Consider the following 13,575-nt stretch of genomic DNA (forward strand, 5'->3'; position numbering starts at 1 on the left):
GGTCACCGGTACGGCCCGTCCCCTCGGAACGACGGGGCGGGCCGTCCGGCGGCGTCAGCCGGCCAGCAGCGAGGTCAGCCGCCCGGCCAGGAGGTCCCAGCGCCAGGAGCGGTCGACCCAGCGCCGCCCGGCCTCGCCCATCCTCCGGCGCAGTTCCTCGTCCTTCAGCAGCCGGACGATCCGCTCGGCCGCCGCCGCGGGCGAGCCGCCCGGCACGACGTAGCCGGTCTCGCCCTCCAGCACCGCGTCCGGCGCGCCTCCGGAGTCCCCGGCCACCACCGGCAGCCCGGTCGCCGAGGCCTCCAGGTAGACGATGCCGAGGCCCTCGACGTCCAGCCCGCCGCGGCGGGTGCGGCAGGGCATGGCGAAGACGTCCCCGGCGCCGTAGTGGGCGGGCAGCTCCTCCCAGGGCACCGAGCCGGTGAACCACACCGAGGGGCGCACGCCCCGGGCGTCCACCAGCTTCTCCAGCTCCGCCCGGTACGGGCCCCCGCCGACGATCAGCAGGACGGCGTCCGGCACGTCGGCGAGGATCTGCGGCATCGCCTCGATCAGGGTGTCCTGGCCCTTGCGCGGCACCAGCCGGGAGACGCAGACCACCACCGGACGGCCCGCCAGGCCGAGCCGCTCACGGACCGCGGCGCCGCCGGAGTCCGGGTGGAAGGTCCGCTCGTCCACGCCGGGCGGCAGCTGCACCATCCGCGCGGCGGCCGTCGGCCCGACCGCGTCGGCGATCCGGGAGCGGGTGTACTCGCCGAGGTAGGTGAGGGTGTCGGTGCCTTCGCCGATCCGGCGCAGCAGCTGCCGGGCGACCGGCAGTTGGGCCCAGGCGGCCTCGTGGCCGTGGGTCATCCCGAGCAGCCGGCCGGCCCCGGCCCGGCGCAGCGCGGGGGCCATCAGGCCGAGCGGGGCGGCGGCGCCGAACCAGACCGAGTCGCACCGCTCGGCCCGGAGGATCTCGGCGGCCCGCCGGGTGACCCGGGGTGTGGGAACCATCACCTTCGTCCGGTCCCGGATCACCGGGAACGGCTGCTCGGCGTCGAACCGCGCCACCTCGCCGCCGTCGCGCCAGCTGGAGGCGTACACGACGACGCTCCCTGCGGGCTGACGGACGGCCATGTTGTGGACGAAGGCCTGGATGCCGCCGGGCCTGGGCGGGAAGTCGTTGGTGACGATCAAGGTCTTGTGCATCAGGCGACGGCTCGCTCGGTCGGGGGGTGCTCGGTGTACCGCTGGGTGATCCGTACGATAGGTCAACACCATGACCCGCCGGGAACGGAACCGCGCACGGCAACCGTTCCATCCCCGGGTCTGTCCTAGAACCTAGGCGGCCGGTGCGGCCGGGCCGGCGGACGGCGCCGGCCCGGCACCGGCGGCCCGGGCGTCCGTCGCACGGCGCCTCCGGTGGGACGTCCGAGACGAACGAGGGAGCGCAGTGGAGTTGGCCCCGGCCACCGAGTCCGGTTCACCCATCGGCGTCGCCGGCTCCGGCACGGCGCTGGCGGTCCGGCAGGGGCCCGTCCAGGGCCCTGCGCGCCCCTCCGGGCGGGCCGGGGCGCTGCTCGCGCTCGGCGGGAGCTGGGTGGCCTCCCGGGCGCTGCTGCTGCTCCTGGTGACCGGCGTGCTGCGGATGCCCGGCGGGGACATCACCGCCGACGTCTGGATCATCTACCACGCCTGGTACGGCGTCCTGCAGACCGGCACCTTCCCGCTCGACGACGTCACCTGGCAGTACCCGCCCGGCGCCGCCCTGGTGATCATGCTGCCGGGGCTGCTGCCCTGGTCGTACCTGGTGTCGTTCTGGGTGATCTGCGGGATCGCCGACGCGGCCGCGATGGCCCTGCTGGTCCGCACCGGCCTGCGCAGGGGCCGGGCGCTGACCGGCGCCTGGGTCTGGGTGGCGGGCGTACCGCTGCTCGGCCCGATGATCTACAACCGCTACGACGTGATCGTCACCGCGATCGCGGTGGCCGGCCTGCTCGCGCTGATCCGCCGTCCGGCCGTCGGCGGGCTGCTGCTGGGCCTCGGCGGGATCATCAAGATCTGGCCGCTGTTCGGCCTGATCGGCACCCCGTCCGGCCGGCGGACCCGCCGTTCCTGGACGGCCGCCGCCGCCACGACCGCGGCGATCGGCTTCCTGCTGGCCGCCGGGATGAACGGCGCGTTCAGGTTCCTGACGTTCCAGAAGGACCGCGGCATCGAGGTGGAGTCGGTCGGCGCGCTGCCGATCCACTTCGCCCGGATCGCCGGTGCCTGGGACGGCAAGGTGCTGATGAACTACGGCTCCGTCGAGATGCTCGGACCGTGGGTGCCGGTGGTCTCCAAGGTCATGCTGGCCGGCTCGGTCCTGGGCTTCGGCTGGCTGCTGCTGTGGCGGTTCACCGCCCGCCGGCGGAACGCGGCCACCATGTACGACGCGGCGCTGGCCGCCCTGCTGATCTTCACCGTCACCAGCCGGGTGATCAGCCCGCAGTACCTGGTCTGGCTGGTCGGCGCGGCCGCGGTCTGCCTGACGGTGCGCGGCACCAGCCAGCGGCCGGTCGCCCTGCTCGTCCTGGCCGCGACGCCGCTGACCCTGGTGGAGTTCCCGCTGATCTTCGGTGACGTGGTGGACAGCAAGCCGACCGCGATCGCCGTGCTGACCCTGCGCAACCTGCTGCTGCTGGCCGCCACCTGGGTCTCCTGCGTCCGGCTCTGGCGCTCCACCCGGCGCGCCGAGCGGCTCCCGGCCACCGTGGTGCTGCCCCGCCCGGAGCAGGTCCCGGCCGCCGCCTCCGCCTACTCGGTCCGCCCGGGCATCGCGTACGAGCAGGACCTGCTGGACGGCATCGACCGGCCCACCGCCCGCAGCGAACGCTGACCGGGGCGGACGGTCGGCGGCTCCGGCCAGCTGTCACCGGGCGGCCCGCGACTACCCCGCCAGGCCCCGTACCTCGGTGAGCCAGAGCCGGGTGAACTCGGCCAGCCCGAGGCCCAGCCCGTCGCGGAGGAGCCCGTCCAGCCACGCCTCCCGGTCGGTCCCCGGGCCGGCCGCGCCGACCGCCCGGTAGAGCGCCACCAGCCGCTGCGGCCCGTACCGGCGCGCGATCAGGTCACAGGCCAGCCAGGCCTGCTCGTAGGCCTGGGCGATGCCGCCGGCGCCGGCCGTGAAGTCCCCGTCCCCGGGCAGCGCGACGGGCACCCTCCCGGCGGCGACGTCCCGGGCCAGCTCGGGGGCTATCCGCCGGGCCGGGCGGCCCGAGTCGCGGTACCCGGTCCAGTCGGCGACCCCCTCGGAGAGCCAGAGCGGCGTCCAGGCCCGGGTGTCGGCGCGGGTGGCCACGTGCACCGCCTCGTGCGTCGTCACCACCTGCCGGCCGAAGTCGCTCAGCCGCCCGTACGCCCCGGGGTTGACCACGATCCGGTCGGCCGGGGCGTGCCGCGGCGCCCCGGGGGCCGCGACGGTGACCGCCGCCATCCCGGACCAGCCGGGCGAGCCGCCCGCCACCAGCCGGGCGAACTGCTCCTCGGTGGCCGGCAGGTGGAACAGCAGCCGGCCCGCCCAGTCGCTGCCCCAGAGCGCCTCGACCGCCGGGACGGCACGGTCGCCGGCGGCGGCCAGCCCGGCCAGCGCGGGCGGATCCGCCGGGCCGAGCACCAGGCAGCGCTCACCGGCGGCGGCCCGGACGGCACCGAGGTCCCAGAGCGGGGGCGGGCCGTCGAGTCCCTCCTCCCGCTCCACCCGCCGGTCCCCGGCACTCCCGGCCAGCGTCAGCCGGCGCGGGTACACCACCGGCTGCTCGTCGTACCCGGTCACCGTGACCGCCAGCTCGGCGGTGGCGGAGCACCGACCGGCCGGGTCCACCGGGCCGAGCAGCAGGTTGCGGTAGACCGCCCGGACCGGCAGCGCGGGCGGCCCCGCGGTCAGTGCCCGGGCCCGCTCGTCCAGCGCCGCGAGGACCTCGGCGTGCTCGTCGGCCGCGACCGACGCCGGAGCGGCCCGGCCGGCCCCGGGCATCGAGAGCTGGGCCAGACCGGCGGCCGCGAGCAACAGGGCGCCGCGCCGGGACAGCGTCCGGCCGCCGCCCGTGGCGCCGGCCGGGGAGGGGCCGGGGCGGCTCAGAGCCGGATCACCCCCGCGACCGGCATCGCGCCGACGCTCTCGTAGCGGACCTTGGCCCCCGGGTACGGGGCGTGCACGATCACGCCGCCGCCGGCGTACATCCCGACGTGGTGCATGTCCCGGTAGAAGATCACCAGGTCTCCCGGCCGCGCTTCGGAGAGTCCCACCCGCCGGCCGGCGTACGCCTGGGCCTGCGAGGTGCGCGGCAGGGTCACTCCGGCCTGCCGCCAACTCCAGTACATCAGACCGGAACAGTCGAACGCCTTGGGCCCGGTGGATCCGTACACGTAGGGCGAGCCGATCATCTTGACGGCGGCGGCCAGCGCGGCGGCGCCCCGCTCGGAGGCGGGCGGGGCGGTCCCGAGGTCCAGCCGGTCGGTGCCGCGCGTGGCCCGCTGCTCCGCCTCCCGGGCGTCCTGCGCCGCCAGCCGGGCCCGCTCGACGACGCCGAGGCTGTTGAGGAGCCGCTGCGCCTTGGCCAGCCGCTGCTGGATCTGCTGCTTGCTCTCGGCGAGCGCCTTGCGGGTCTGGTCCAGCTCGGCGAGCTTGGCGGACGTCTCGGCGCGGCGCTGGTCGAGTCCGCGCTGCCGGGCGACCACCTCGCGGAGCGTCTCGTTCTGCCGCTCGGCGGCCTGGTCGAGGCTGCGGGCCCGGGAGAGGTAGCCCGCCGGGTCGGCGGAGAGCATCAGCTGCACGGTCTGCGCCATTCCGCCGCCCCGGTACTCGGCGCCGGCCACCGCCGCGAGGTCGCCGCGGAGCTGGTTGAGCTCGTCCTGGGCGACGGCGGTCTGCTGCTGGAGCGTGCCGGTCTCGTGCTGGAGCTTCTGCTGGGCCTCCTGGGCGGCGTTGTGCCGCTCGGAGGCCTGCTCGGCCTCCTCGTACAGCTGCTCCACCTGGGCCTTGACGTCCTTGCGGTTGGCGGGCCCGTCCGGGGAGCCGGGCGCCGCCTGGGCGGTGCCTCCGGTCGCCACACCCAGCGCGGTGGTGGCCGCCGCGGTGAGCACCAGCGCCCGGGCGAGGGCGTGCGCACCTGACAGCGGGGAACGGCGGTGCACGGGCATGCGGCGTCGGCTCCGATCCTGCGGCAACGGCCCGCCGCCGCCCCGGGGAGGACGGCTGGAAGCGGGAGTCCGGTGGCAGACGTTAGCGAGTCCGGGCAACCGAGTCCAAACCCCTCCCAACCCGAATATTTGACCCTCAATCGGACATCAGCCCGAACGGGGGAAAAGCCGCAGGCCCGGCCTCCCCTCGCGGGGAGACCGGGCCCGTACGGACCGCGTGATCGGGGATCAGAGGCGCACGATGGAGTTGACCGGCATGTTGGAGGCCGCCTCGTAACGCACCGACGCACCCGGCTTGGGGGCGTGGATGACCTGACCGCCGCCCACGTAGATGCCGACGTGGTGCCGGTCGCCGTAGAAGATGACCAGGTCGCCGGGCTGGGCCTGGGAGATGTCCGAGCCGATCCGGGTACCGGCGCCGGCCTGCGCCTGCGAGGTGCGCGGGAGCGACACGCCCGCCTGGGCGTAGGCCCAGCCGGTGAGGCCGGAGCAGTCGAAGCTGCTCGGGCCGGTGGCGCCGTAGACGTACGGGGCACCGAGCTTGCTCTCGGCCGCGGCGATCGCGGCGGCGGCGCGCGAGCTGTTGGCGGCGGGCGCGGCCGGCTTCGGCGCCGCCGGAGCGGAGGAGGCCGGCGCGGCGGGCGCCTGGGTGGACGGAGCCTGGGCGGACGGCGCGCTGAGGTTGGTGCGGTCGTTCTCGCGGGAGGCGCGCTCGGCGTCGGCCTTCGCCTTGGCGACCTTGGCGGCCTCGGCCTTGGCGGCGTCCGCCTTCGCCTTGGCCTCGGCGGCGGCCTTCTCCTCGGCCGCGCGGATCGCCAGGCGCTCCTGCTCGCTGAGGGTGTTGAACAGGTCCTGGGCCTTCGTCAGCTTGGCCTGGACCTCCTCCTTGGAGGTCTTCAGCTGCTGGGTGGTGGCCTCCAGCTCGCCGAGCTTGTTCTGGGTCTCGGTGCGGTCCTGGTCGAGCCTGCGCTGCTGCTCCTGGAGCTCCTTCAGCGCGCCGGACTGGGTCGAACCGGCCTGGTTCAGGGCGTCGGCCTGGTTGAGGAAGTTGTCCGGGCTGGAGGAGAGCACCAGCTGGACGGTCTGCGATATGCCGCCGGTGCGGTACTGCTCGCCGGCGATCTCGGCGAGGCCGCCCTGCGCCTCGGTCACCACAGCCTGCTGACGGGCCACCTTGTCCTGGAGGTCGCCGACCTGCTTCTGCAGCTCCTGCTGCTTGGCCTGGGCGCCGTTGAGCTTCTCGGTGGCGATCTCGGCCTGCTCGTTGAGCTGGTCGACCTGCTCCTTGACCTGGTCCTTGGTCGGCGTCGGGTCGGCGTGGGCGCCGGACTGCGCGGAAAGGGCGACGGCCGCGGCGGCGAGGCCGGTCATGATCGAGACCCGGGTGCGGCCGGCGGGCTTGGGACGACGATGGGACGCCACGAAGGCGGACTCCTTCTTCCTCATCCGCCTACCGGGTGAGCTGACGGGTTCGGGCGGAAGCGTGCCCTACGACGCCTCACCGGCCGCTCACGCGACCGACCTGGCGCCGATTCACCCCGGAGGAACGTGGTTCCCCGGCTCCACTCCACAGCGCCCCCGACTGCTGGGCTCTCACTCGGACGGGCGACTGCCCGTCCCGCTGTTTCACGAACTCGGCGGGAACCACCGCCGCCACCCGGACTGGGTGATCGACTGTGCGGTGGTTCGAGGTACGACCCTAGTAACAGATCCGTGATCCGTTCAAATCCTTGTCGGAAAAAAGCTAGAAGAATACCGAAGTTCATTTGTGAATATGACCGGGTGTGACCAGCGCCGTACACGGAGCTGATCGTTCCTCACCTCTCGGTCGAACCGGCGGCCGAAACACCCGCGCCACCCCCGTTCGGAGGTGGCGCGGATCACAGGGCCTTCGGCGGGCCCGCGGGCGTGTCGTGGCGGACCGTCAAACGGCCGGACACCCCCGCGCGTCAAACGCGGCGGATCGTGTTGATCTTCATCCCGTCGGCCTTCATCACCTTGATCACGTCACCGGTGCGGGGTGCGTGCACCACCATGCCGTTGCCGATGTACATCGCGACGTGGCTGCGGTCGTCGCGGTAGATGATCAGGTCACCGGGCTGCGCCTCGGCGAGCGACGGCACCCGGGTGCCGTAGTTGCCCTGGGCCTGCGAGGTACGCGGCAGCGAGACCCCGGCCTTGCCGTACGCCCAGACCATGAGCCCCGAGCAGTCGAAGCTGTTCGGGCCGGTGGAACCCCAGCCGTACGGCTTGCCCTGCTGGGCCATCGCGAGGGCCACCGCGGAGCCGGCCATGCCGGAGGCCTTCGGGAGCTCACCCAGGTCCGGGCGCTCGGTCCCGCGCGAGGCGCGGTCGGCCTGCTGCTGGGCCGCCTTCAGGGCCGCACGGTCGGCGGCGCTGAGCGAGTTCAGCAGGTCCTGGGCCTCCTTGAGCTTCTTGTTCACCTCCGCCTTGGACTGGTTCAGGTCCTTGGTGGTGGTGTCCAGCGAGGCCAGGACGGCGGCCGCCTCGACCTTCTGCTGGTCCAGCCGGCGCTGCTGGTCCTGGAGCCCCTTGAGCGCCTCGGCCTGGCTGGAGCTGGCCTGCTGCACGCTGCTGGCCTTGTCCAGGTAGCCGGACGGGTCGGAGGAGAGCATCAGCTGGACCGACGGGTCGATGCCGCCGGTGCGGTACTGCGCACCCGCGACCTCGGCCAGCCCGGCCTGAAGCTGGGTCATCTGCTCCTGACCGCGGGCCACCTGGTCCTGGAGCTGGTCAGCCTGCTTGCGCAGCTGGTCGGCCCGCTCCTTGGCGCCGTTGAATCGCTCGGTGGCCTGTTCGGCCTCCTCCTGCAGCTGGTCGATCTGCGCCTTGACGTCGTCCTTCTTGGGCGACGGGCTCGGCGCGGCGTGAGCGGCGACCTGGGCGGAGAGAGCGACCGCGGTCGCAGCGGCCGCGGTGAGCACGGTGACTCGCGCGCGGCTCGGCTGCTTGGGACGGCGGTGGGAGGCCAAAAGACCGGCTCCTTCTTCCAATGGACTCACCTGAACGGGTGAGAATCCGGAAAATAGGTTTGACGCCAGACACTAGTGAAGATCCATGCTTTGCGCCACTCCCCCGTTGGCGTGAACCCGTCCCCCACTCCCTGACTTCACGAGACCCTCACATCGCCGCAATCCCGGCGCTGACCAGGCGTCATTCCCGCCCGCTCGGAACCGGCGCACGGCTACGGCCGGGCCAGCCGATTGAGCAGCAGAACGGAGGCTACAGGGCGCGCGCCCGCCTTCCGTACGCCCTCCGCGACCTCCCGGTCGGTGGAGACCACCACCACCGGGCGCCCCTGCGGCTCGGCCCGCACCAACCGGCGGATCAGCTCGTCCGCCGTCTCCCCCGTTCGGCTGAACCGCACCCGCACGCCGCGCGGCGGCGCCATGATCACCGGCACGTCCAGGTCCTGCCCGTCGAACACGCAGGTGACCTCCGCCTGGGTGCGCTGCGCCAGCATCGCCAGCCCGCCCAGCAGCCGGATCCGCTGCTGCTCCAACGGCAGCGTCGGGTAGCCCGTCTTGGTCACGTTGTAGCCGTCCACCACCAGATGGACCTGCGGGATCGCCAGCAGCTGGTCCAGCAGCGCCGGGTCGTCCTCCGCCAGACCGCGCCGCGCCACGTCGTGCGGCGAGGCCGAACCCGGCACCACCGCCTCCACCAGGTCCGCCGGACGGATCTGGGACACCGGGAGCGCCAGCTCCCGCTGCAGCCCCTGGGCCGACTGGAGGACGGCGTCCAGCAGCAGCCGCAGCCGCATGTCCTCGACGCTGCGCCCCTCGCGGGCCGACCGGCGGCCCTGCTCGACGGCGGTCTCCAGTTCCGACACCCGGTGCCGCAGCCGCCGCGTCTCGCTCTCGCCGGCACTCCGCTCGGCCGCCGCCTGCGCCTTGACCGCCTCGAACTCGACGGCCAGCTTGCGGGTCTCGGCCTGCGCCCGGCGGGTGTCGCTCTCCAGCGAACGGACCTTCCGGCGCAGCGACTCGGCCTCCTTGCGGACGTCCTCCGACTCGCTCCGCTGCCGGTCGAGGTCGGCACGGGCGGCGGCCCGCACCTCGGCCAGCTCGGCCTGCAGCTTCTCCACCAGCCGGGCCGCCTCGGCCGCCGCACCTTCGGCGCCGGCCCGCTCGGCCTCCTCGCCCGCCTCCGCGACCAGGCGGCTCCAGCCCGCCGACCGGACCAGGTACGCGGCCGCGGCCACGTCCATCGGATCGGCGGCACCCGGAACGGTGCCCGACTCCAGCGCCCGGACCAGATCGGGTTGGCCCAGCCGCAGCCGCTCCGCTATCCGCACGCGGAAGGCCGGCTCGGACTCCAGCGCGGCGGCCAGCGCGGTGGCCGCGTACTTGGCCCGACGGGCCGGGGTGAACTTGGCGTACTGGCGCAGCGACTGGGGCAGCTCGCCGAGCGGCAGCCCGCCGAGCGCGTCGGCGGCCAGGCCGACCACCCGTCGGCGCACCCCCTCGGGCAGCGGCCGGTCCAGCTTCTCGGCAGGCGTCTCAGCGGGCGCATCGGCAGGCGCATCGGCAGGCGTCTCGGTGGGCCGTTCGCCGGACGGCTCCTCCGCCGTCGACGGCGTCAGCCCGTCACGGTCGCCCGCCCCACCGGCACCGGAGGGCCCGTCGTGCCCACCCTGCTCGCCCGGCCCGCCCGGCCCGTCGACGGCTGCCGCCGGTTCGTCACCGCCACCGGGCTCCTCACCGCCGGCCACCTCGGCCGCGGCGCCGGAACCGAAGGGAGCGGCCACGGCCGCGTCCGGCGCCTGCGCGTCCACAGCGGGCTGCTGCCCCTGCGGCCCGGCGGGCTCCTTCGCTGCGTCCACCACGTCCTCGGCTCCGATCCTGGTCCAGCGGGCGACGGCCGGCGGCCGGCACCCGCGTCACACCCCGTGCGTTCTCTCTGTATTGTCCCGTGCGGTGGACCGCCACGCCGTGTGCCGTCCACCGCACGGGCGGGGCATCAGCCCTGCTCGCCGACGACCTCGGGCCCGGCGTCCGCCGCACCCGGGCGGGCGACCAGCTCGACCTGGTCCACCGCGTTGCACCAGCGGCATCGCACCGACTCGACGGTCTCGCTGAGGACCTGGGTCTCCTCGACCTTGGAATCGCCGGCCAGGTCGAAGTGGAGGAACTCGGTCACCCGGGCGGTGCGGGTGACGTCGAAACGGGTCAGGTTTCCGCAGAGCGTGCAGCGCCAGCGCGTCTCGGCGGTCAGAGCGGGGACAGTCATCGGGGGTCCTCTCGGGTGGTCCCTGGACGGGCTCAGGCGCTCCCCCCGGAGCCCCGGCGTCGGCGGCGGGAGGCGGGAAGGCCCGCCCCAAGCCTATTGCCTGGGGCAACCTTCGTGACCACCGGTCACGGCGATCACCGCCTTGGGCCACCTGCCGTAACGACGCGGTCCCGCCCGGTCCGCCGGAGGGATGCTAGGCGGCATGGCGATCCCGGTCCTCGACCACGCCGGTGCGCGCGACGGCCGACCGGCCGCCGCCGCTCCGGCCGTCTGCTACGCGCTGATCGCGCTCAACACCGTGGTCTTCCTGTTCGGGCCGGCCGCCGGACTCAATCCGCTGTACGGGCGCGACCAGGCCCGGGTCTGTGCCGAGCAGCGCTACGAACAGCGCTGGGGGGCCGTGCCGGCCGAACTGCTGGCCGGGCATCCGCTCACCGCCGAACAGCTGGCCGAGGCCCCCGACCCGGTGCCCGGCTGCCCGGCCGCGCCGACCCCGGGGAAGCACCCGGCGCTCTCGGTGCTCAGCGCGCTCTTCCTGCACGGCGGCTGGCTGCACCTGCTGGGCAACCTGCTCTTCCTCCACGTCTTCGGCCCGACCGTCGAACGGCGGCTCGGCCGCCCCCGGTTCGTCCTCTTCTACCTGGCGGCCGGGGCGGTGGCCACCTACGGCTTCGCGCTCGCCGAGGCGCACACGGCGGACTCGACCCGGGTGCTGATCGGCGCCTCCGGGGCGATCTCGGCCGTTCTCGGCGCCTACCTCCGCCTGCACCCGCGGGCCCGGGTCACCACGCTCGTCCCGCTGCTGCTCTTCCTCCCGCTGCGGTTCCCGGCCTGGCTGGTGCTCGGGCTCTGGTTCGCCCTGCAGTGGTGGTCGGTCCATTCGGCGGGGCCGGGGGTCGCCTACCTGGTGCACGTGATCGGCTTCGCGGCCGGCTTCCTCTACGCCTGCACCCTGGCCGAGCGCCGCCCCCGGGCCGCCCGCCGCCCGCGACCGTCCGGCTGACGCCCGATACGCTGGCGGCACCTCACAAAGGAGCTCGCACCGTGATCACCGCCATCGTCCTGATCAAGACCAGCGTCGACCGCATCCCGGAGATCGCCGAGGCGATCGCCGCCATCGAGGGCGTCAGCGAGGTCTACTCGGTGACCGGCGGGTACGACCTGGTCGCGATGGTGCGGGTGCGGCGGCACGACGACCTCGCCGAGGTGATCCCCGGCCGGCTCAACAAGGTCCCGGGCGTGGCCCACACCGAGACCCAGATCGCCTTCCGCACCTACTCCCAGCACGACCTGGAGGCCGCCTTCGCGATCGGCCTCGACGCCTGACCCCGTCGGGCGCCCGGCCGGCGCTCCGTCAGGCTCCCCGACGGGTGTCCGCGACGCAACGGCCGCCCTCGTTGCGGTAGTTCCAGGCCGCCCCGTCCGTGACCAGGTCGCGGACGGCGGTCAGGAACCGGTCGATGTGCTCGTCCGGGGTGCCCGCGCCGAAGCTCACGCGGATCGCGTTCAGGCTGCGCTCGCCCGGCAGCGAGGGCTCGGGCGCACCGCACTCGGACGGCGCGACGTCCTCGTCGCCGAGCAGGGTGCGGAGCAGCGGGTGCGCACAGAACAGGCCGTCGCGCACGCCGATGCCGTACTCGGCGGAGAGCGCGGCCGAGAAGTGCGAGCTGTTCCAGTCCTGGACGACGAAGGAGAGCACGCCCACCCGGGCCGACTCCGGGCCGAACAGGTTGAGCACCTTGACCTGCGGGATCTCCGCCAGTCCGGCCTTCAGCCGCTCGACCAGCACGCGCTCGCGGGCCTCCAGCGCGTCGAAGCCGGCCTCGGTCAGGGCCCGGCAGGCGGAGGCGATCGCGTACGCGCCGATCACGTTCGGGGAGCCGGCCTCGTGCCGGGCCGGGCCGGTGTGCCACTGCACGGCGACCGAGCCGTCCTCCTCGCGGGCCACCGTCCGGGTGGCGCCGCCGCCGGCCAGGTACGGCTCGGCCGCGTCCAGCCAGTCGGAGCGGCCGGCCAGCACACCGGCGCCGAACGGCGCGTACAGCTTGTGCCCGGAGAAGGCGATCCAGTCCACGTCCAGCTCGCGCACCGAGACGCGGTGGTGCGGGGCCAGCTGTGCGGCGTCCAGCACCACCCGGGCGCCGTGGCGGTGGGCGGTCCGGGTCAGCTCGGCGACCGGCCACAGCTCGCCGGTGACGTTCGAGGCGCCGGTGACACAGAGCAGCTTGGGGCCCTCGGGCGACTCGGCCAGCGCGGCGTCGAAGGCGGCGACCGCCTCGGCGTGCGAGCGCGGGGCGCGCAGGTAGGTGACGGCCAGGCCGGCGTGCGCCCAGGGCAGCAGCGAGGCGTGGTGCTCGGTCTCGAACGCGAACACCCGGGTGCCGGCCGGGACGGCGGCGGCCAGCAGGTTCAGCGAGTCGGTGGTGGCGCGGGTGAAGACCACCTGGTCGCCCTCGCGCAGGTCCAGGAACTCGGTGACGGTGCGGCGGCTCTGCTCGAACAGGTCGGTGGAGAGCTGCGAGAGGTACCCGGCGCCGCGGTGCACGCTGCCGTAGTACGGGGCGTAGGCGGCGACGTCGTCCCAGACCCGCTGGAGCGCCGGGGAGCTGGCGGCGTAGTCGAGCGCCGCGTAGCCGACCTTCTCACCGGTGGCGAGCGGGACCTGGACGTCGTGGCCGAGGACGGCGAGGAGCGGCTGCGCGGCGTCGGTCTGGTCGAGGACGGCGGCCGGGAACTGGGAGGAAAGGGACATGGGGATGCACTCCTTCTACGGGCCTGGACCCCGGGAGTACACCTCGTCCGGCGTCCGCGCTTGTCACGCGGACGGATTGCCGCATGACCCGGTCCTCACCCAGGGCACCCCGCCACGGACGGAGGGTTGCCGGACAGCCAGCTGGGGCTTGATGCTGTCACTCATGACCTGGCGAAGACTCTAGGTCGCGTCCGTCCCGTGGTCAAACACGGGTCCACATCCCGGACGGCCGTCCGGGCAGCGGTCGGCGGACCGGGCTGCGGCCCGGCCGGCCCGGGTCGCGGCCGGGAACGCGAAAGGCCGGCGGGAGACGGCGGTTTCTAGCGGTCGTTGCAACACGCGGTCGGTTGTCTAGGCCGCGAGGAGTTTAGCCAGACGCTCGGCTGGGGTTTCCCAGCCGAGCGTTT

11 protein-coding genes and 2 riboswitches are annotated in these 13,575 nt (G+C 74.2%); of the genes, 3 read left to right on the top strand and 8 right to left on the bottom strand.

The genetic code is table 11. The features are described from left to right. Window positions 1–54: 54 nt before the first annotated feature. Window positions 55–1,191 (bottom strand): glycosyltransferase family 4 protein, encoded by a 1,137-nt coding sequence (locus ACFWIC_RS29350; RefSeq protein WP_380353409.1) that lies wholly within the window; start codon window positions 1,189–1,191, stop codon window positions 55–57. A 244-nt stretch (window positions 1,192–1,435) separates the two neighbouring features. Here ACFWIC_RS29350 and ACFWIC_RS29355 point away from each other — a divergent pair, with 244 nt between their 5' ends. Continuing rightward, window positions 1,436–2,860, top strand: a complete 1,425-nt coding sequence (locus ACFWIC_RS29355; RefSeq protein ID WP_329952008.1) for a glycosyltransferase family 87 protein — start codon at window positions 1,436–1,438, stop codon at window positions 2,858–2,860. A 51-nt stretch (window positions 2,861–2,911) separates the two neighbouring features. Here ACFWIC_RS29355 and ACFWIC_RS29360 read toward each other — a convergent pair whose 3' ends face one another. From ACFWIC_RS29360 to ACFWIC_RS29385, 6 genes are all read right to left on the bottom strand, one after another. After that, window positions 2,912–4,030: a hypothetical protein gene (locus ACFWIC_RS29360; protein ID WP_380520417.1), complete on the bottom strand. Its 1,119-nt coding sequence runs from the start codon at window positions 4,028–4,030 to the stop codon at window positions 2,912–2,914. 68 nt (window positions 4,031–4,098) lie between these two features. Next, on the bottom strand, window positions 4,099–5,163 hold the full coding sequence (locus ACFWIC_RS29365) for an NlpC/P60 family protein (RefSeq protein WP_329882190.1): 1,065 nt from the start codon (window positions 5,161–5,163) through the stop codon (window positions 4,099–4,101). Between the two features lie 228 nt (window positions 5,164–5,391). Next, window positions 5,392–6,585 (bottom strand): NlpC/P60 family protein, encoded by a 1,194-nt coding sequence (locus tag ACFWIC_RS29370; protein ID WP_380353415.1) that lies wholly within the window; start codon window positions 6,583–6,585, stop codon window positions 5,392–5,394. A 10-nt stretch (window positions 6,586–6,595) separates the two neighbouring features. Then, a riboswitch (cyclic di-AMP (ydaO/yuaA leader) is annotated at window positions 6,596–6,748 on the bottom strand. Between the two features lie 364 nt (window positions 6,749–7,112). Next, a complete protein-coding gene (locus tag ACFWIC_RS29375; protein WP_329882191.1) occupies window positions 7,113–8,156 on the bottom strand; it encodes an NlpC/P60 family protein in 1,044 nt (347 codons plus the stop codon). A 212-nt stretch (window positions 8,157–8,368) separates the two neighbouring features. Continuing rightward, window positions 8,369–9,769, bottom strand: coding sequence for an NYN domain-containing protein (locus ACFWIC_RS29380; RefSeq protein WP_380353495.1), 1,401 nt, complete (start codon window positions 9,767–9,769; stop codon window positions 8,369–8,371). Window positions 9,770–10,146: 377 nt separating this feature from the next. Continuing rightward, a complete protein-coding gene (locus ACFWIC_RS29385; RefSeq protein WP_329952005.1) occupies window positions 10,147–10,416 on the bottom strand; it encodes a hypothetical protein in 270 nt (89 codons plus the stop codon). Window positions 10,417–10,618: 202 nt separating this feature from the next. Here ACFWIC_RS29385 and ACFWIC_RS29390 point away from each other — a divergent pair, with 202 nt between their 5' ends. Continuing rightward, window positions 10,619–11,419, top strand: coding sequence for a rhomboid family intramembrane serine protease (locus ACFWIC_RS29390; RefSeq protein WP_380353418.1), 801 nt, complete (start codon window positions 10,619–10,621; stop codon window positions 11,417–11,419). 41 nt (window positions 11,420–11,460) lie between these two features. Then, window positions 11,461–11,742: an Lrp/AsnC ligand binding domain-containing protein gene (locus tag ACFWIC_RS29395; protein WP_327676407.1), complete on the top strand. Its 282-nt coding sequence runs from the start codon at window positions 11,461–11,463 to the stop codon at window positions 11,740–11,742. A gap of 28 nt (window positions 11,743–11,770) precedes the next feature. On the opposite strand, the gene ACFWIC_RS29400 is transcribed toward ACFWIC_RS29395, so the two are convergent. Beyond that, window positions 11,771–13,168 carry an aminotransferase class V-fold PLP-dependent enzyme gene (locus tag ACFWIC_RS29400; protein ID WP_329882194.1) on the bottom strand — a complete coding sequence of 466 codons (1,398 nt, stop codon included), beginning with the start codon at window positions 13,166–13,168 and terminating at the stop codon, window positions 11,771–11,773. Between the two features lie 51 nt (window positions 13,169–13,219). After that, window positions 13,220–13,337: riboswitch (SAM riboswitch) on the bottom strand. Between the last annotated feature and the right edge of the window lie 238 nt (window positions 13,338–13,575).

Source organism: Kitasatospora sp. NPDC127035, assembly GCF_042726075.1.
Classification (GTDB): domain Bacteria; phylum Actinomycetota; class Actinomycetes; order Streptomycetales; family Streptomycetaceae; genus Kitasatospora.